The 18547-nt window shown below is 39.8% G+C and carries 18 protein-coding genes and 1 pseudogene; 7 read left to right on the top strand and 12 right to left on the bottom strand.

Annotated elements, in window-relative coordinates:
- Nucleotides 1-862 precede the first annotated feature (862 nt).
- The 4 genes and pseudogenes from H6F45_RS14035 to H6F45_RS14050 all read right to left on the bottom strand — a co-directional run bounded on the left by H6F45_RS14035 (nt 863) and on the right by H6F45_RS14050 (nt 4634).
- Nucleotides 863-1351, bottom strand: a complete 489-nt coding sequence (locus tag H6F45_RS14035; RefSeq protein ID WP_096572211.1) for a plasmid segregation centromere-binding protein ParR — start codon at nt 1349-1351, stop codon at nt 863-865.
- Between the two features lie 8 nt (nt 1352-1359).
- A complete protein-coding gene (locus tag H6F45_RS14040; RefSeq protein ID WP_096572210.1) occupies nt 1360-2505 on the bottom strand; it encodes a ParM/StbA family protein in 1146 nt (381 codons plus the stop codon).
- Nucleotides 2506-2766: 261 nt separating this feature from the next.
- Nucleotides 2767-3390: pseudogene (locus H6F45_RS14045) on the bottom strand (DedA family protein).
- A gap of 164 nt (nt 3391-3554) precedes the next feature.
- The gene (locus H6F45_RS14050; protein ID WP_096572875.1) at nt 3555-4634 is read right to left on the bottom strand and encodes a Gfo/Idh/MocA family oxidoreductase; all 1080 of its coding nucleotides are present in this window, start codon (nt 4632-4634) and stop codon (nt 3555-3557) included.
- Nucleotides 4635-5178: 544 nt separating this feature from the next.
- Here H6F45_RS14050 and queC point away from each other — a divergent pair.
- Nucleotides 5179-5853, top strand: coding sequence for a 7-cyano-7-deazaguanine synthase QueC (gene queC / locus H6F45_RS14055; RefSeq protein WP_190347501.1), 675 nt, complete (start codon nt 5179-5181; stop codon nt 5851-5853).
- 199 nt (nt 5854-6052) lie between these two features.
- On the opposite strand, the gene H6F45_RS14060 is transcribed toward queC, so the two are convergent.
- Nucleotides 6053-7006, bottom strand: a complete 954-nt coding sequence (locus H6F45_RS14060) for an isoaspartyl peptidase/L-asparaginase (RefSeq protein ID WP_190347469.1) — start codon at nt 7004-7006, stop codon at nt 6053-6055.
- A gap of 62 nt (nt 7007-7068) precedes the next feature.
- Nucleotides 7069-7230: a DUF2256 domain-containing protein gene (locus H6F45_RS14065; RefSeq protein ID WP_096572208.1), complete on the bottom strand. Its 162-nt coding sequence runs from the start codon at nt 7228-7230 to the stop codon at nt 7069-7071.
- Between the two features lie 364 nt (nt 7231-7594).
- On the opposite strand from H6F45_RS14065, the gene H6F45_RS14070 reads away from it, so the two are divergent.
- Nucleotides 7595-8731: a quinone-dependent dihydroorotate dehydrogenase gene (locus tag H6F45_RS14070; protein WP_096572207.1), complete on the top strand. Its 1137-nt coding sequence runs from the start codon at nt 7595-7597 to the stop codon at nt 8729-8731.
- A gap of 98 nt (nt 8732-8829) precedes the next feature.
- Here the strand turns inward: H6F45_RS14070 and H6F45_RS14075 are convergent, their stop codons facing one another.
- A complete protein-coding gene (locus tag H6F45_RS14075) occupies nt 8830-9588 on the bottom strand; it encodes a hypothetical protein (protein WP_190347470.1) in 759 nt (252 codons plus the stop codon).
- Between the two features lie 1038 nt (nt 9589-10626).
- On the opposite strand from H6F45_RS14075, the gene H6F45_RS14080 reads away from it, so the two are divergent.
- Together H6F45_RS14080 and H6F45_RS14085 are read left to right on the top strand one after the other, a co-directional pair.
- The gene (locus H6F45_RS14080) at nt 10627-11148 is read left to right on the top strand and encodes an NYN domain-containing protein (RefSeq protein ID WP_096572205.1); all 522 of its coding nucleotides are present in this window, start codon (nt 10627-10629) and stop codon (nt 11146-11148) included.
- Between the two features lie 269 nt (nt 11149-11417).
- Nucleotides 11418-13010, top strand: a complete 1593-nt coding sequence (locus H6F45_RS14085; protein ID WP_137667337.1) for a 2-isopropylmalate synthase — start codon at nt 11418-11420, stop codon at nt 13008-13010.
- Nucleotides 13011-13062: 52 nt separating this feature from the next.
- On the opposite strand, the gene H6F45_RS14090 is transcribed toward H6F45_RS14085, so the two are convergent.
- On the bottom strand, nt 13063-13485 hold the full coding sequence (locus H6F45_RS14090; RefSeq protein WP_137667338.1) for a DUF29 family protein: 423 nt from the start codon (nt 13483-13485) through the stop codon (nt 13063-13065).
- A 153-nt stretch (nt 13486-13638) separates the two neighbouring features.
- Complete coding sequence (locus H6F45_RS27035; protein WP_268932425.1) at nt 13639-13767, bottom strand: hypothetical protein; 129 nt, start codon at nt 13765-13767, stop codon at nt 13639-13641.
- Between the two features lie 87 nt (nt 13768-13854).
- On the opposite strand from H6F45_RS27035, the gene H6F45_RS14095 reads away from it, so the two are divergent.
- From H6F45_RS14095 to H6F45_RS14105, 3 genes are read left to right on the top strand one after another with little or no spacing between them, the layout of a single operon-like run.
- Entirely contained in the window at nt 13855-14418 is a 564-nt protein-coding gene (locus H6F45_RS14095) for a GNAT family N-acetyltransferase (protein WP_199291215.1), read from the top strand.
- A 21-nt stretch (nt 14419-14439) separates the two neighbouring features.
- Complete coding sequence (locus tag H6F45_RS14100) at nt 14440-14946, top strand: hypothetical protein (RefSeq protein ID WP_190347471.1); 507 nt, start codon at nt 14440-14442, stop codon at nt 14944-14946.
- Between the two features lie 27 nt (nt 14947-14973).
- On the top strand, nt 14974-16416 hold the full coding sequence (locus tag H6F45_RS14105) for an ATP-dependent DNA helicase RecQ (RefSeq protein WP_190347472.1): 1443 nt from the start codon (nt 14974-14976) through the stop codon (nt 16414-16416).
- Nucleotides 16417-16554: 138 nt separating this feature from the next.
- On the opposite strand, the gene H6F45_RS14110 is transcribed toward H6F45_RS14105, so the two are convergent.
- The 3 genes from H6F45_RS14110 to pheS form a co-directional block, all read right to left on the bottom strand.
- On the bottom strand, nt 16555-16749 hold the full coding sequence (locus tag H6F45_RS14110) for a hypothetical protein (RefSeq protein WP_137667341.1): 195 nt from the start codon (nt 16747-16749) through the stop codon (nt 16555-16557).
- A 283-nt stretch (nt 16750-17032) separates the two neighbouring features.
- Nucleotides 17033-17380, bottom strand: coding sequence for a PIN domain-containing protein (locus tag H6F45_RS14115; protein WP_190347473.1), 348 nt, complete (start codon nt 17378-17380; stop codon nt 17033-17035).
- Between the two features lie 124 nt (nt 17381-17504).
- Nucleotides 17505-18497 carry a phenylalanine--tRNA ligase subunit alpha gene (gene pheS / locus H6F45_RS14120; protein ID WP_096572200.1) on the bottom strand — a complete coding sequence of 331 codons (993 nt, stop codon included), beginning with the start codon at nt 18495-18497 and terminating at the stop codon, nt 17505-17507.
- Nucleotides 18498-18547 lie beyond the last annotated feature (50 nt).

An 18547-nucleotide genomic window follows, 5' to 3' on the forward strand; every position in this document is an offset into this window, starting at 1 on the left:
TGACTGGTGACTGGTGACTGGTGACTGGTGACTGGTGACTGGTGACTGGTGACTGGTGACTGGTGACTGGTGACTGGTGACTGGTGACTGGTGACTGGTGACTGGTGACTGGTGACTGGTGACTGGTAACTGGGGAAACAGGGAATATTTAGGGTTTGCTGATAGCATAGCGTGGCGTTAGCCATATAAATCCGAAAACTTTACAGGTAAAGGGTTTTAGCTATTTTGACTTGTACTGAGCGACTTGTACTGAGCCTGTCCTGAGCCTGTCCTGAGCCTGTCCTGAGCGGTGTCGAAGGGCGGTGTCGAAGGGCGGTGTCGAAGGGCAGCGTCGAAGGGCGCAGTCGAAGTAAGTCGAAGTAAGTCGAAGTGCTTTCAAAAAGTGCCAGCTTTTATGAGGTGGCAACTGAAAAACCTTGCACTTAATTCCTACTTAAAGAAAAAATCGTTCCTATCCAACTCTTAAAACTGTCACCGTGGCGTAGCACCTGTAACCTGTCACCTAGCTTTCACAGATAACTTTTTCAGCAAACCCTATTTATCTTTCTCCTGCCTCCTGCCTCCTAAAAAAGATTACACCCAGAAAATCCGAAAAAATTCTGGGTGTCACTAGTAAACTTCTCACACTTCCCGATCTATCTTGTAAAAACGCTTATTCAATAATGAATGGACAATTAACAATGAACAATTGAGAACTACCTCTCCCTTGAAGGGAGAGGAGCAAAAAAGCGGAATTTTTTTCTTTTTTTCCCTTTGAAAGGGGAGGTTTTAAACCGTTCGGCTGACGCTCACGGCGAAAGCCTTGAGTGAAACAATTGTCAATTATCAATTATCAATTATCAATTGCTAACTGGCTTTTTCCTTAGAAATCATCAACCAAAGAACTCAGGCGACTGATTACAGGGTCGACCTCTTGGGGAGTAGGATCGGGAGTAGAAGCAGTTTCATTAACTACTTCTACCGTTGCTATAGATGAATTTGCGGGTTGAAAAGATGCTGCTTGATTGACCATGATTGCCAATTGTGCAACTTGTTGACTAAGTTGTAATATCTGGCTTTCCATCACCTGCAAACGATTGGATTCCTTAGCAAAAAAACGTTCCTCAAGTCCAGCTATCTGACGTTGCAACTCACCGAGTTGTTGTTCCATCGGTAGTGCTGCTGTATTCGGAGAAGGTCGTACAGAGTCCGGTACACATAAAGCTTGCCAAAGAGCCTCTTTACAGAGGTCACTGAAAGTCTTTTCTGGTTGCGCCTCCAAGTAACTTTCTACCTGTGCTAACAAGCTCTCATCACCAATTTCTGGATTGAAAGTGACGGATTTAACTACCTTTTTTGACCATTGGAACATCAGTTTTATTACCTAGCAGCGCGAACAGCAGAAGCAGACAATTGCGCCTCTCCGTAAAGATATTGACCTAAAGCGTTAGCTTGGCGGGAGGGTGCAGCCAGATGGGCATTAATCTTAGCTTCTTTGAGCAGACGTTGTACATCTTCCCAGAAGAACTCACCACCACCACCAGTGATAATTACATCTGTAACACGTTCTGGTAACCAAGCCAGCACACGATTGCAAATTTCGCGTGAAAACTGCTCTGTGAGGTTCGGCAGAAAATCATCTAGGTTAGTGGGTTTGCTTGCACCTTTAGGACGATAAAAACGCTCACCTTTGGGCTTATTAACCGCAGAAATCAGTGCTAGAGATTGACTATCAGCCCCTTCTATTTCATTAGCTACCAGTTCATAAAACTTGCTCATGCCAAAGTCTTCACTTTGAGAAAGACCTCTAGCAAAGCGGAAATTATCCACCATGATACAATCAATGGTTTGATGTCCAATATCGACAATTCCCACTGATATTTTGGTAAAATCAGGGGATGAGGGGGTTTTATTAGGTTGAGCTTCAGACCACAGCAGACTGCCGTAACCTTCTGGCATCACCCAAACTTTAGTTATATTTAACGACAAAGATTCCCCACGGAAGTTGAAGACATGGGGACCTGTTACTTGGCTGATTAAAGCGGTTTTTTCCTTTTCAAACTGTTCCAAGGACAGGAAAGGCAGACCTAAGACAACGGAAATTTCGTCTTTGAGTTTAAAGTAGCCAGCAGCTGCCAATACTTTGACCAGTGCATCTTCTACCTTAGATTGTCCAACTCCTAAACCTGCACCAAAGTCTGCTGCTAACTGCCCTACAGCATAGCCCTTGCCTTGATATTCCATCCACAAATCCATTAAAGGATCGGTTGCCTTAGATTCAAACACCCCACCACGTATTTGTTCAATTGACATTTGCTTGACATTGGCAGGGATGAAGGCAACATTGCCAGGTTCGCGGCTGACACAAGTTTTGGTAGATGTTCTACCTAAATCAACGCTGAGAATGTTTTTACCCGAAATTGAGGCTGGCTTATTAACATTGTTGTTTATAGGGGCTGATGCTACTCGATTCATGGGTATAGCAGCAGCGTTCATCGGATTAGCTACGGGTGGTTGGTCTGTCATGAAAGCTCCTATGTGGTGACGTAACTGTAAAAAGTTATCATGCCCATCTTACAAAAATACAAGATCAAAAAAATTTTCAGATGGGTCAAGTGTAGCTAGAAATACGGCAAAATTTATTGTAGGCGATTGGAAATGTAACATTATTTTGGATTTATTGTACAGGCAAAATTTTCACATATAGCCAGTGGAAAGTGGAGATATTTCCGTTACTAGCCGCCGAAACCTCTCTACAGCAGCCATATATTGAAAACTGAACTATATTCATCTGCGAGTTTCTCGACTTTGGCGCTTGAGTACCCAAAGTAAGAATACTACCAATAGACCTCCCAGGACAATTTTAGATACAGGGGCAAGGTATTTCTGCACAAGTTCATACTGGATTCCTAACCAGTATCTGGAATATGTGAGCAAAGCCACCCAGGCAGCACTACCCAAAGTTGTGTAAAATAAGAAAGGCAACAAGGGCATATTGCTCATACCTGCGGGAACAGAAATCAAAGTACGAATTCCTGGTACAATACGACCAATTAATACTGCTTTTCCCCCATGTCTGTTAAACCATCCTTTAGCCCTATCAATATCTTCGCTAGATATAGTCAACCATCTACCGTACTTGTTAGCTAATTGTTTTAAGCGTCGTTCCCCCAAAAACTTACCAGGATATTACCAGATCAGTGCGCCCGCGACAGAACCCAAAAGTCCTGATAAAAACACACCTATTATATTCAGCTTTGCTCCTCCTGGTTGATATGGACCGGACGTAAATCCTGCCAATGGCATAATCAATTCAGAAGGTATGGGGGGAAAAAGGTTTTCTAGGAACATCAGCAGGGTGATTCCTAAATATCCCAAAGAGCTAATGGTCTTGGTTATCCATTCGAGCATACTGGTGATTGGTGATTGGTGATTGGTGATTGGGGAAGAGTTGATAGTTGATAGCTGATAATTGATAGTTAATTGGGAAACATCAAATTGATTACCCAGTCCCCAGTCCCCAGTCCCCAGTCCCCAGTCCCCAGTCCCCAGTCCCCAGTCCCCAGTCACCTATTCTAGACAGTTGGCGTTAATGATTGTACTATCGATCCGGATTCCCATTCTAATGGGTTCCAATCCCGCTCTTCTACAGCCATTTGCTCAATTAAACTGGCTAATCTCAGAGCTTTAAGGGCTTGTTCACCACCCACAGAAGGCTGATTACCTCCATGTACACAGTTAACAAAATGCTCTAACTCTGCGCTTAAAGGTTGAACGTTACTAGTATAGACTTTTTCTATCAAACCATCTTGCCTATACAGAACCTGCCGATGGTCGTTATGCGGATTAGTATTTTGGCGATGAATCAAAATTTCATTTTTGAGGAAATCGGCTTCAGTAAATGAATTTTTGCAATGGGCGACGATGCGGCGAATTTTACGGTGAGTGACTTTACTGGCGGTGAGAGTGGCGACAATGCCATTGGCAAAGCCTAATGTGGCAGTCACATAATCTAAATAACCAGAGTCTAGGGAACGAGTGCCATTCGCTGTTAATTTGACTACGGGTGAACCAGCTAATTCTAAAAGTAGGTCAATGTCATGGATCATTAAATCCAGCACGACTGAAACATCATTCGCCCTGGCTGAATAAGGACTCATCCGATGCGCTTCTAAGGCCAAGACTTCCTCTGTTTTCAGGACTTGACTCAGTTCTCTAAAGGCTGGATTAAAACGCTCAATGTGTCCTACCTGCAAAATACATTGAGACTCAGCGGCTGCGTTGACGAGTGATTCTGCTTCGGAAATACTGGCAGCAATTGGCTTTTCAATCAAAACATGAATTCCTGCTAACAAACAGTTGATGCCTACGGCATAATGTAAGCGAGTGGGTACAGCAATACACACTGCATCTACATGGGGTAGCAGATCACAGTAATCTTCAAAAAAACGGACTTTGTATTTGCTGGCAGTTTCTAAGCCTCGTTCAACGTTGATATCAGAAACGCCTATCAGTTCAACATCTTTCATTGAACTGAGTACGCGGGTGTGATGTTGTCCCATGTTACCCACCCCAATCACGCCTATGCGGATTGCACGTGGCTGGTTGCGCTGTGAATATAGATTTGGTTCTGCCACTGATATGCTATTTTGCACTATTATTTTCTCCTCAACCACCAAATTTAAAAACGCTACGGTCGTTGGCATTTATACTGAACTGCCAAGTGTGATCCGTCTAAAACCATCCAGATGGTAACATAGTGGTTCTATTTATGAAGAATTTCAAAGTTTATGTTCAGTTCCCACTATCTTGCTAACTTTTGGATCGTTAGTTATTAATTTTCCTATGGTTTATAATTGACACAAAAGAATATGTGTTTTTTTATTGACTGACCATCTCAAAAATACTTACGTGGTAGCTTTCGGATGGCAGTTAGGTAATTAATAACTCAGATAACTACTTCCTTCGCTGCTGGATAAATTTATGACATTCTAATTTCCGTAAAATTATCAGTGACTGTAATTGGCTGCAAGGTTGTCTGTAAAAATTTTGCCAACGATACTGTAAATTGTTTTTTGCATTTTGATTTGCATTTTGATTTGCATTTTGAATTTAATTTTTTGTTTGTTGCATTTTGTTGATTGTCTCACCTTTTGGGTGAGATTGATGTTAGGGATTTTTTGAGATTTTTTTTGCATGATGAAAGCTGTAATTCTATTGTCTGGCGGATTGGATTCTTCTACGGTTCTCTATCAAGCTAGGGCTGATGGTTGTGAATGTTACGCCATTTCTTTTGATTACCAGCAGCGACACCGCCGAGAGTTACAATCAGCTATGTTTGTAGCGCAGTCTGTAGGGGTTGTTCAACATCAGATAGTTAATTTTGATTTACGCTTATGGGGTGGTTCTGCTTTGACGGATGAGGCGATCGCTCTCCCTCAAGCACGTTCCCTGGATGAAATGTCACAAAGTATTCCTGTCACTTATGTTCCTGCCCGGAATACTATCTTTTTAAGTTTTGCTTTGGGTTATGCTGAGACTATCGGCGCACAACGTGTATACATTGGTGTTAATGTTTTAGATTACTCTGGTTATCCTGATTGTCGTCCTGATTATATCCAAGCGATGCAAGAAGTGTTCCGTTTGGGAACTAAACAAGGTCGGGAAGGACAACCTATTGATATTATTGCACCGCTAATTAATTTGAAAAAAACGGAAATTATCCAACTTGGTAATCAGTTAGATGTACCTTGGGAGTTAACTTGGTCTTGTTATGCTGGTGGTGATCAAGCTTGTGGGGTTTGTGATTCTTGTCGGTTGCGGTTAGCTGCTTTTGCACAGTTGGGTTTACAAGATCCTGTTGATTATCTGTAGCAGGAAGCAGGAGCTAAGTTAGTAGTGGATTTAGATCCACCACTATAGCAGGAGTCAGTAGGGGCGAAGCATTCGGACAAAAATATTGGGGAAAAATCGAGAATTGATCACCTGAATGCTTCGCCCGTAAAGGAGTCAGGAGTCAGAAGTAAAACCCTCTTGTATTGGGCGTTTCATGAATGAATGGCTACTTTAATACTTAGCAATAACCAATCAATTCGCCATCATTCCATTCTAATGTATCGCCAATGGTATCACCGTTATGATAGGCAGCCAGTAAAACTTCACTGGTTTTACCATAGGATATTGCCCCAGTAGCATCAAGAGCGATCGCACCCAAATCCCGTTCATTTTTACTAGCTTCGGTAAATGAGCGCAACATCGCCTCTTTTAAAGACATTCCATCACTAACCCGGATGACAATTTTAGCGGCTAAACACTCATCAATGATATCTTCCCCAATACCAGTACAACTTACTCCTGCATATTGAGTAGCATAATTACCTGCTGGCATAGCAGAATCACTGACTCGCCCAATGCGCTCAAAGCCTTTACCACCTGTGGAAGTACCAGCGGCTAATTGACCATAGCCATCTAAGGCGACTACACCAATTGTACCCCGTCCTGCATTAGACATTTCTGCCATTTCCGGTTCAGCGACAACTCCAGCCATTGTCCTTTTAAAGTTATCTTCCCGTTCTTGCATCCACTCGTTAAGACGCAAATCAGTTAAAGCATTATAGGTGGGAATTTGTAACTCTCGTGCTAACTCAGAGGAACCGTAATCAGACAATACCCGATCTGGGGAATTTTGCAGAAATAGCGCCATTTCAATCGGGTTTTTTACCCGTGCAACATTAATTACACCACTAAACCGCCCTGATGTACCATCCATCAGAGAAGCACTCATGCGGATTTGACCATCAGATTGTAATACAGAACCAGTACCTGCATTAAAGCGGGGGTCATCTTCCAACATTTGACAACCCCGGACTACAGCATCAGAAGCAGTTGCGCCTGTGATCAATAGTGAGTATACTTCGTGTATTACAGTATGCAGCGATCGCCTGACAGATGCCAATCCTCCCTTTCCTTGGAGAGAACTACCAGCCCCACCATGAATAATTAATTTAGGTTGTACTTGTAAAGTCATTTATTTGTTTCTGTGTAGTTTTAACAGTTATTAGTTATCAGTTATCAATTGTCAATTGTCAATTATTTATCGTCTTTAGCCTGAGAACGGCGACGACGACAACGTTCTGAGCAATATTTAACTTCATCCCAACAATCTTGCCATTTTTTTCGCCAAGTGAAGGGACGTTGACATACTGGACAGATTTTTTCAGGCAGGTCAGATTTAGAACGAGTACGTCCCATGTTGATTTTAGATTTTAGATTTTAGACTGGTGATAATTCATAGTTGATAGTTGATTGGGAAAAATAAAATTGATTACCCAGTCAATGGTCCCCAGTTCCTGTCTCTAATGTCACCTGTCACCATATACTAACGTAAGTTGCTAATGATGCAAGAAAGGCTCTCAAATCGAAGTAACAAGGATAAGTAGATAGCAAAAAAGCAGGGAACACCATCATAATTCATTCTTTCTCCTGACTCCTAACTGCTATTCTTAACTAGCAACTTGGGTTAATATTATTGAAGATGCCTGAAAAAAATTCAGATTAATCCTGGATTTGGCATCTGATCATAGTTGTTGTAATAATTGGTAGATATTAACTCAGATTGGATATTTATAAAGCAGTAATTCGTCCTTTTTTATTTACTCTGGTAAAAGCAGATCCAGAGTGGTTACACCAACAGGCAATTAGTAGTTTGAATTTGCTGTCAGAAGCCAGCTATCATCAGTGTGCTAGATGGTTGAACTCTCTGCTACAAAAGTCTTTGTGCCTCTATGATACACGGCTAGAACAAAATCTATTCGGGTTAAATTTTCCTAACCCATTAGGTTTGGCTGCGGGATTTGATAAAGATGGAGTAGGTGCTAATTTTTGGTCTAGTTTTGGTTTTGGTTGTGCTGAATTGGGTACTGTTACTTATCATGCACAACCAGGCAATCCTCCTCCCCGTTTGTTTCGCTTAACTTTAGATCAAGCAGCCCTCAACCGAATGGGTTTTAATAATGCTGGTGCTGCTGCAATGGCAATGAGATTAAAAATGCTTGATCCGCAACAATCTCGGTTAATACCCATAGGCATAAATTTGGGTAAGTCTAAAATTACACCATTGGAAACGGCAGCAGCAGATTATTTAGAAAGCTTTCGCTTGCTGAAAAATCTAGGTGATTATTTTGTGGTTAATGTTTCTTCTCCTAATACACCAGGATTGCGATCGCTCCAAGATGCAGCAATGCTCAGTCAAATTTTGGAGGTTCTGCAAACAGAAAACATGGCACAAAAACCCTTATTTGTCAAGATAGCACCGGATTTAGAATGGGAAGCCATCGCTGACATTATTGATCTCGCCAAAACCTATAAACTAGCGGGAATAATTGCCACCAACACCACCATCAGCCGTGAGGGACTAAAAACCCAAATCATTGAAAAAACCGGTAAAACACCTCAAGAAGAAGCCGGAGGCATTAGCGGAGCGCCATTACGCCAACGTTCTACGGAAGTCATACGGTTTATTTATCAAAAAACCCAAGGACAGATACCCATCATTGGCGTTGGTGGCATTTTCACAGCTGAGGATGCTTGGGAAAAAATTACAGCAGGTGCTAGTCTCATCCAAGTTTATACAGGTTTGATTTATGAAGGACCAATGATGGTGCGCCGCACTCTTGCCGGTTTGTTAACCAAACTAGAAGAAAACGGCTTAAATTCCATCAGTGAAGCAGTGGGAATAGGGAATAGGGAATAGGGAATAGGTGATAGGTAATTGGGTTATTCATCCTCCCAGTCACCAGTCACCAGTCACCAGTCACCAATCACCAGTCACCAGTCACCAGTCCCCAGTCCCTAATTTTCCAAAGGGAAAAACTCCCTAGACTTACGAGAATAAGACCAAGCAATACCATCTGGATCACGGCTGCGACTCCATTCAGGAAAATCTGGGTCATTCCTTCGTTTATAAACTGTACTGGAATAAACACCCAACCGCTTGGCTAGTTCAGATTGAATCAGAGAACCAAAAACTAACTGTTCTTCCAGAGGTTTTTGTACCTCCTGATGAGTTGCTACATCTGTGGCTTCAGGTAATAATTCTGGTTGTAATTCTTCCTGCTCTTGCTTTTGCTGTTCTTCTTCCTGTGGAATGGGAGGAGGTGGAGCCAAGAGCGATCGCGCCTCTTTCGTCACAGACCGAGGAGGAAGTTTTTCCACTGATTCACTACTATCAAATATGTCACCCAAAATACTGGCAGTTATAAAGTAGTAGGAAGGACTCTCACTTTCTGAGTCCACTACACTAGCGCCAAATTCCTTTGCTTTACCCTCCAAGTAGCGTTTTGCCTGATTCCCAGAAAAATTACCTTTGAGAGCTAAATCAACAGGTGTGATCTTTCCCTGGTTTTCCCGAATCAACTGATAAAAAAGAGGGTTAACTTGCTCACCCCACTTTTCCCATCTGTATTGATGCCAAAGGTTGAAAACCATCAGCAGCAACAAGCCTATCAGCAAAAACCTCCAAGTATTGACGACGAAAACAATCAAAAACGATATCGGCAAAATGAGAACGAGAAAACTTTTCCCGTAATTTTCTATGGTTTTTTCACTCATGCTGATTTTTGCCAAGTGAACTTTTGCAAAATAATATTATTTATTATCTTGGCAAAAATTGGGACATTTTTTGTATCCCTTGGCAAAATAACAGCAAATTATTTGGCAAAAGCTACTGAAATAAGCACTAGGTGACAGTTGACAGGTTACTTATGAGAGTGAAGAAGGGGAAAATGATTATAAATGCAAAAATTTTCTCTCCAGGCTCTTAACAACTGAAAATACATACACTACTTTTTACTAATATGCTTAAATTAATACCAAACTGGCATTGGTGCATTTGCCACTACGCATGCATTATACAAATACATTCTAGCCTGGTGTTTGACTAAATTCCCAATTCCCATCAATGATTGTTGCACCTTTGCAATCGGTTACGCTGAGATTATATCCTATCCATAAATTTCACTAAATCAAAGGGGAAGCATTAGAGAAAAATTCTATCTGCCTATCAGTAAAAATTCTAAATTTGCTTGACAGAGTTTATACAATGACAGATAATATTCAAGGAGATTTTTCCCATCAAAAGTAATTCCCATCAAAAGTAATATTTATAGGACTTAAGCAAGATTGGACTAAAAACCTGATTCTTGCGTAGGGGTAATTCATGAATTACCCCTGCTTTCGTTCTGTTTTGCGTAAGTCATCATTTATACTTACCAGTAAAAAACCCTGATGTTGATGAAAAAATCTATAAATGGACATCTGTCTAAATCCTAACTAAAGCCCCATACCATACCTCTTTAGGAGTAAACTTGACTGATATACAGATCAAAATGCCATTACTGGGTCATTTTTATTGGTAGATTTTGATTACAGGCTGTATTTGCAAGAATCGGAGGTGAAACAGGTTCAGTTCCCAGGACTCAAATTTAATGTGCGAGCAATGTTTCAGGCAATTTTATGCTTTGCCAGAGGTAAGATAAAAGCTATACATGATAACTACCATTATAGATATTAGCGAGCTTGTCAATTAAGAATTGCTATAATCTATTGTTCAATCTTACATTCTTATCTATTATTTAGGTGTAAATTTCTATGGTTTTGCCAATGAATCGTCTGTCTATTTTCGTAGACGGAAACAATATGTTCTATGCTCAACAAAAAAATGGCTGGTTTTTTGACCCGCGACGAGTGTTAGAATATTTTAAGAACGAACAACCTGAGACAACATTAATCAATGCTTTTTGGTACACCGGCTTAAAAGACCCACAAGACCAACGTGGCTTTCGAGATGCACTCATTAGTTTGGGATATACAGTACGGACTAAAATTCTCAAAGAATATTATGATGATGTCTCTGGCCGTTATTCACAAAAAGCTAATTTAGATATTGAAATTGTTGTTGATATGTTCAATACCGTTGACCAGTACGACCGAGTAGTTTTATTCAGTGGAGATGGAGATTTTGAAAGAGCGATCGAGCTACTACGTTCCAAGAATACGCATATTACAGTGGTATCGACAGAAGGAATGATAGCTAGAGAATTGCGTAATGCTACGGATAGATATATAGACTTGAACGATATTAGAGACCAAATAGAAAAGACCGAAGCTTAGTAAAATTAATAATTATTTACAAAGCAAAAGTTAAAAACTGAAGAAGGAGTCTATAACCAGGAGTGAGAAGAAATTATTGAGGCGAAGCATCACCAAAAGTTAGAACTACCAAATCATAGATTTGCTAGGTATCTTCAACCCACTTATAAATAAGCTAGTCGTATATAATTTATTCTAAATTCTCTATTCTGACTCCTTTATTCTTTTTAATAAAGTTCAAGGTATTTTAAGCCCACAGTCACAACTCAACCAACCAAAACCCAAAACCAATGAGCAGTCAAGCAGACAGAATTATCATCTTTGATACGACACTGCGAGATGGAGAACAGTGTCCAGGAGCGACCTTAAACATAGACGAAAAGCTAATTATTGCCAAACAATTAGCCCGTTTAGGTGTAGATGTAATTGAAGCTGGTTTTGCCTTTGCGAGTCCGGGTGATTTTGAAGCAGTGAGCAAAATCGCCCAGACTGTGGGTTTAGAAGATGGTCCAGTGATATGTAGTTTAGCTAGAGCTAGACACGATGATATCAAAGCCGCAGCGGAAGCGATCAAACCAGCAGCTAAGGGGAGGATTCATACATTTATTGCTACTTCTGATATTCACCTGCAATATAAGTTAAAGAAAACCAGACCAGAAGTAATTGCGATCGCTGAGGAAATGGTAGCTTATGCTAAAAGCTTCACCGATGATGTAGAATTTTCCCCTGAAGATGCTGGTAGATCCGATCCAGAATTTTTGTATCAAGTTTTGGAAAGGGCGATCGCTGCTGGTGCAACAACTGTTAACATTCCCGACACCGTAGGTTACACCACCCCCAGCGAATTTGGCGCTTTGATTAAAGGTATCAAAGAAAACGTCCCCAACATTGATCAGGCGGTTATTTCCGTCCACGGCCATAATGATTTGGGTTTAGCTGTGGCCAACTTCCTGGAAGCTGTGAAAAACGGCGCAAGACAGCTAGAATGTACCATCAATGGTATTGGGGAAAGAGCCGGGAACGCTGCTTTAGAAGAATTAGTCATGGCCTTGCACGTCAGACGGCAATATTTTAACTCCTTCTTTGGTAGACCTGCTGATTCTGAAGAATCATTAACTAATATTGACACCAAGCAAATTTATAAAACCTCCCGCTTGGTTTCCAGCTTGACAGGAATGCTGGTACAACCGAATAAAGCTATTGTGGGTGCTAATGCTTTCGCACACGAATCTGGGATTCATCAAGATGGAGTGTTGAAAAATAAACTCACTTATGAGATTATGGATGCCCAATTGATTGGGTTGACAGATAATCAAATAGTATTGGGTAAACACTCAGGTAGAAATGCGTTTCGTACTCGTTTAAAAGAATTGGGATTTGAGTTGTCAGAGAATGACTTAAATAAAGCCTTTATTCGGTTTAAAGAAGTAGCGGACAAAAAGAAAGAAATTTCTGATTGGGATTTAGAGGCGATCGTTAACGACGAAATTAAACAAGCACCGGACTTATTTAAAATCGAATTGGTGCAAGTTTCCTGTGGTAGCAACGCCAAACCCACCGCAACTGTTACCCTGCGGACACCTGACGGACAGGAATTAACCGATGCGGCAATCGGTACTGGTCCAGTGGATGCTGTTTATAAAGCCATCAATCGGGTAGTGAATGTACCTAATGATTTAATTGAGTTTTCTGTGCAATCTGTAACCGGGGGAATTGATGCTCTGGGAGAGGTAACAATTCGTTTACGTTATGAATCCCGTGTATTTTCCGGTCATGCAGCCAGTACAGATATAATTGTGGCATCGGCTCAGGCTTATGTGAATGCCCTGAATAGGTTGTATGCTGCATTACAGCAAACCGTGAAGGAAGAAGTGACAGCGTAGAAGGTGTAGAGACGTTTCATGAAACGTCTCTACATTATTTACCACCAGGTATCTATTTTTGAATTAACTCCAAAGCATCAGTTAATATTTCTGATTCTTGTACCATAGCTGCTAATTCTTCTGTTTCATAACATCCTCCAAATGCTTCTAAAGCTGCTCTTTTGAGTGCTACTTGATATCCTTGTTGGAGAATTTCCATTAATTCCGTTTGATTTAAGTAATAACCTCCAGATTTGCGGCGTTTATTGATTTTATTGATTTCCCGTATTGCATTTTCTATAGATATTTCCCAAGAACGGGTAGAACGTTTTTCAGCTTTTTGTTTAATTAAATGGATGAGAAGAATTACACCATAACTATCAATTTTATTGATTTTATCACTGAGGCTCATTTCTTCTAATTCATCCACTAATATTAATGCTTCAGGAATTTTACCCTGTTCTAGAAGTTGTCTGAGTTCGAGTAGTTCTTCCATGTTATATTTTGTGCTTCATGAAAAACAGTTATTTTGGTTTTAGCTAATATTTCTGCTTACTGCTATTTCAATTCTAAACTAAAAAAACTTTCCCAAAGAAAAACCCCTACCTGGGTTGATTGAGTAGAGGTTATTTACTATTGTTGATTATCTTTAATCATCTTTCTTAGCTTTATCCCGTGTTAGCAACATATAACCACTAAATAGGGGTTGCTGAGAAAGTCTTTCCGTGAGGGCATAGGAGTCAGGAGTCAGGAGGAGATTTGAAAATTTCTTTGCCATCTCTTGAAATCCCAAAAAATGCACACTTTTTCCGGTATACCCTTCAAAACCCTTGCACTAATTTCTGTGTTTATCAGCCTCTAACCTTTGATATATCAAGGTTTTAGGTTTATTCAGCTAAATAGAGGTATAGACAATTCACCTGTTAACGCTAATATTGTTGAACTGTCTAAAAAGCACATTGATGATTATGAAAAATTATGGCGCGAACAATTGCGGGTTGTTCAAGCAGAAGATAAGTTTTGGGATTGGTTATTTAGACTGGGATATATTAGCAAACAAGACAACGAAGAAGGTTATGCGCTTGAGTGTGAAGATTGTACTCAAGGGTTAATGATGATAGAAACCCAATTACATGGTTCACGTTTGGCAATGGGACAAAAATTAGTATATATCCAGTACATTACCTCTGCACCTTGGAATCGTAAAGAAATCCAACGTCCACCACGATACAAAGGTGTTGGTACTGCATTATTAAGATATGCAAGATTGAGAAGTGTAGAATTAGGTTATGGTGGGAGAATTGGACTGCATTCACTACAGACTGCGGAACGATTTTATGAAAACCAAAATATGCTCAATCTTGGTGTTGATGAAGAATACAAGAATCTGACATACTTTGAATATGGTATTTTGAGACTACAACAATAATATCAATATAGGAAAAAATTTATGAATAATAATCACAATGTAGCAGCAGCTATTGACATACTTTTTAATCCTACATCTCTTCAAGAAGCAATTGAAATTGAAGATGAAACTGACTGTGATGTAACCGCAGGGTTAGAATGGGGTTTAGCAGTTCCCGCTTTATTGCAAAATCCTGGAATGTTTGGAAGGTTGACACAGTTGCGCGTATCACTCAACCGAGAACTGCGGTTACTTTTACAAGAATGGAATTTGGGTATAGGGGAAAAAACAGCTTTAGAAGTAGCACAGAAATGTTTGATTCAAAGACTTCAATTACCTGAACCTGTGGCTTTATCAGGACTGCAAGATATTTTAAAGCAAGATGAATTATATAATATTGACGAATTTATATCTAATCGGGATGTATTAAAGTCACTTTTAAGTATTTTACTATTAGATAGCGATTGGCAAGAAATAGCTGTAGCGGCTGCAAATTCAGTACGAGAACAGGTAATTTATCAAGTAGGCATTAATCAAATTTCTGCATAAAATAATGATTTAGGCTTAAATTTTTCTATGAATCACTCCACTACATCATTAACAGAACTCCGCACTGCATTAAAACAAATCTGGGGTTATGATGATTTTCGTCCTCCACAGGGAGAAATTGTCAAAAGTTTATTATCCCAAAAAGACGCTTTAATTATTATGCCCACAGGAGGGGGAAAATCAATTTGTTTTCAACTTCCTGCACTATTAAAAACCGGGTTAACTTTAGTAGTTTCTCCCTTGGTTGCATTGATGGAAAACCAAGTAGAAGAACTAAAACAACGAAATCAAAAAGCTGCACTTTTACATAGTGAACTACCTACTTATCAACGTCGGGCAACTTTGCAAGCTTTAGAAAAACAACAATTAAGATTATTATATTTATCACCAGAAACTTTATTCAGTCCTCATGTGTGGGAAAGATTATCTCATCCCCAATTACAAATTAATGGTTTGATATTAGATGAAGCCCATTGTTTAGTGCAGTGGGGTGATACATTTCGTCCAGCTTATCGACGTTTGGGTGCTGTACGTCCAGCTTTATTAAAAACAAAACCACCAGGTACAAAAATTAGTATAGCTGCTTTTACAGCAACGGCTGATCCTGCTGCACAAAAGATAATTTCTGAAGTTTTACAGTTACAAAAACCTGATAGTTATAAACTCAATCCTTACCGGAATAATTTACATCTTAGTGTTAAAATCGCTTGGACTCCGAAAGGTAGAAAACAACAATTATTAAAGTTCATTAAAAATCACCAAAATCAAGCAGGTTTGATTTATGTGAGAACTCGTAAAGATAGTGAAGAATTAGCAGCATGGTTAATAGAATTAGGGTATAATACTGCTAGTTATCATGCGGGTTTAGGTGCAACAGAAAGACGCGCATTAGAAGCAAGTTGGTTAAATGGAAAAATGCCGTTTGTGGTTTGTACCTGCGCTTTTGGAATGGGGATAAATAAGCCAGATGTCCGTTGGGTGATTCACTTTCAAGCACCACTTTTATTATCGGAATATGTGCAGGAAATTGGACGTGCGGGAAGAGATGGAAAACCAGCGGAAGCGTTAACTTTAATTAGTGAACCAACGGGTTTTTTAGATGCTGAAGATAAGCAAAGACAGCAGTTTTTTGAACAACAAATATTGAAACAACAACAAAAAGCACAACAGTTAGCGAAACAGTTACCAAAACAAGGAGAAGTAACATCTGTAATTAAACAATTTCCTGATGGTGCAACGGCGCTTTCTTTACTTCATAGTAGTGGACAATTACAATGGCTTGATCCTTTTCATTATACAATTTCTGCAAAGTCGGGAAAACAGCCACAAATGCAATTACAAGCTGCTAAACAGATGAGTGAATATTTGTATAGTAAAAAATGTCGTTGGCAGTTTTTGTTAACTGCTTTTGGGTTTGGGAAAGAAGCGGAAAATTTGCGTTGTGGACATTGTGATAATTGTAAAAAATGATTACTTTATTTGTAATAATTCAGGAGTCAGGAGTCAGGAGTCAGAATATTTAATAAAACCGTAGATTATCACTAGCGTGATTTTTGGCGTAACCTTTAAAAAGCTGACTGCTGTCCGCTGATAGCTGAATACTTACCTTTATTTTTGTTGGCGTTTTTGTTGAATATAATTACGAAAGTCATCCATTGTTAATTGATCTAGCCATTGATGACGATCTTTTGTATAATCTCCAAAACCGGATTCAAATCTTAGTAAAAATCTAGCAGCACCACCATAACCTAATTCTTGGATTAGTGCTTGGTAGCCTCTTCTGGAAATTTCACTGGCTTTCATTTTTAAAACTCCTGAATTAACTTTTGATTTTCCATTAACCAATTGACGGGATTAGCCACATTTATTTTAACATCATTAATATAATTCCTTGCTTTTCTTAACAGTCGATCATCTGTCGTCAGAAAGACTGTTACTGCCGCTGCTTCTGCAAACGCTAAATGCAATAGACATCTCCAGAAAAGAAATTATGGAACCTATTTATGGGGGCAGGGCGAAGCTTATGGGATATCTAGATGTCTGATTTTTCCGTTAAATTATCGCCCATAAGCTTCGCCCCTACAACTTATGACAAATTAATACATTCTATTGTGGAGATGTCTAATGAATCATATAAAGTAAAACCTAGTCCACATAAAATCTCTGCTCTAGATTCTATATCTTCATTTGACTCAACAAAGATATTTGCTGCACCTAAAAAAGCTAAAATCTGATCACGATTACCAGAATCAGGAATTTTTTGAAGCTCAAACTCTAGAGCATCACTGTTGACTAAGACTAAATCGCCGCGATCGCAATATTCTAGAATTGAGACTACTGCTTCAGTTTCTAACCGAACTCGATACTGTATGGGATCGTCTAAAAGACGGCAGAAACAACAGGAATCCATATAAATAGTCAAAGGTTTACTCAATATCAATAAATCCTCTTTGAATAATTGATAATTGTGAAATTTGTGTTCATTGTAAAAATTATTCAGTAGTCATTAGTCAGTTTTTCAGTGGTTATCCTACTGACTATTGACCACTGATAATTAGTTAAAACTGCCTTAAAAAGCGCAAATCGCTATTATACAAACGGCGAATATCATCAATTTGATGTAAAACCATCGCAAAACGTTCTACACCAAAACCAGCAGCAAAACCACTATAAATCTCTGGATCATAACCCACAGATTTTAATACATTGGGGTCAACCATACCGCAACCCATTACTTCTAACCAGCGCCCATTCCACTGTAAATCAACTTCCGCAGAAGGTTCGGTAAAAGGAAAATAACTAGCGCGGAAACGAATGGGTAAATCACCAAACATCGCTTGTAAAAATATCTTTACCGTGCCTTTCAAATCTGTAAAAGTTAAACCTTCATCAACTGCTAAAAGTTCAATTTGATGGAAAACAGCCGAGTGGGTAGCGTCTACATCGTCTCTGCGGTAAACTCGACCAGGGGCAACAATTTTAAATGGTGGTTCTTCTTTTTCCATGTAGCGAATTTGCACCGATGAGGTGTGAGTCCGCAGTAAATTTCCATCTGGCAAATAGAAAGTATCCTGCATATCACGGGCTGGGTGGTCAGGAGGGGTGTTGAGGGCTTCAAAATTGTAGTAATCTGTTTCCATCTCTGACCCCTGGGCGACAGTATAACCCATACCGACAAAGATATCTAGAGCTTGGTCAATGATACCATTGAGGGGATGAATGCGACCTTGGGGACGGTAAATACCGGGCATAGTCACATCTAAAGTTTCAGACTCTAGCTGTGCTTGAATTTGGGCAGTTTCTAAAGCGGTGCGTTGCTGGTCAAGACTGTTTTGTAAAGCTTCCTTAACTGTATTGGCGATCGCCCCAATTTTAGGACGTTCCTCCGCACTCATTTGTCCCATGCTGCGTAACAGCGCCCCCAGTTGACCTTTTTTGCCCAAATAGTTAACTCGCAGTTCTTCCAGGCGTTCTAGGGTATCAGCAGCAGCGATCGCTGTTTCTCCTTCCTGCCGTAATACTAAAAGTTGTTCCTCTAAATTGCTAGTCATTCGTGATTAATTATTAGTCAGGGGTCAATCAATTTTAGATTTACGATTTT

The organism is Sphaerospermopsis sp. FACHB-1194, assembly GCF_014696235.1.
In the GTDB taxonomy this organism is placed as follows: domain Bacteria; phylum Cyanobacteriota; class Cyanobacteriia; order Cyanobacteriales; family Nostocaceae; genus Sphaerospermopsis; species Sphaerospermopsis kisseleviana.

Bases quoted from the DNA above. Each gene is read 5' to 3' on its own strand.
- H6F45_RS14035 (WP_096572211.1), bottom strand. From the start codon at position 1,351: ATGTTCCAATGGTCAAAAAAGGTAGTTAAATCCGTCACTTTCAATCCA.
- H6F45_RS14040 (WP_096572210.1), bottom strand. From the start codon at position 2,505: ATGACAGACCAACCACCCGTAGCTAATCCGATGAACGCTGCTGCTATA.
- queC (WP_190347501.1), top strand. From the start codon at position 5,179: ATGAAAGCTGTAATTCTATTGTCTGGCGGATTGGATTCTTCTACGGTT.
- H6F45_RS14060 (WP_190347469.1), bottom strand. From the start codon at position 7,006: ATGACTTTACAAGTACAACCTAAATTAATTATTCATGGTGGGGCTGGT.
- H6F45_RS14065 (WP_096572208.1), bottom strand. From the start codon at position 7,230: ATGGGACGTACTCGTTCTAAATCTGACCTGCCTGAAAAAATCTGTCCA.
- H6F45_RS14075 (WP_190347470.1), bottom strand. From the start codon at position 9,588: ATGAGTGAAAAAACCATAGAAAATTACGGGAAAAGTTTTCTCGTTCTC.
- H6F45_RS14080 (WP_096572205.1), top strand. From the start codon at position 10,627: ATGGTTTTGCCAATGAATCGTCTGTCTATTTTCGTAGACGGAAACAAT.
- H6F45_RS14085 (WP_137667337.1), top strand. From the start codon at position 11,418: ATGAGCAGTCAAGCAGACAGAATTATCATCTTTGATACGACACTGCGA.
- H6F45_RS14090 (WP_137667338.1), bottom strand. From the start codon at position 13,485: ATGGAAGAACTACTCGAACTCAGACAACTTCTAGAACAGGGTAAAATT.
- H6F45_RS27035 (WP_268932425.1), bottom strand. From the start codon at position 13,767: ATGGCAAAGAAATTTTCAAATCTCCTCCTGACTCCTGACTCCTATGCC.
- H6F45_RS14100 (WP_190347471.1), top strand. From the start codon at position 14,440: ATGAATAATAATCACAATGTAGCAGCAGCTATTGACATACTTTTTAAT.
- H6F45_RS14105 (WP_190347472.1), top strand. From the start codon at position 14,974: ATGAATCACTCCACTACATCATTAACAGAACTCCGCACTGCATTAAAA.
- H6F45_RS14110 (WP_137667341.1), bottom strand. From the start codon at position 16,749: ATGAAAGCCAGTGAAATTTCCAGAAGAGGCTACCAAGCACTAATCCAA.
- pheS (WP_096572200.1), bottom strand. From the start codon at position 18,497: ATGACTAGCAATTTAGAGGAACAACTTTTAGTATTACGGCAGGAAGGA.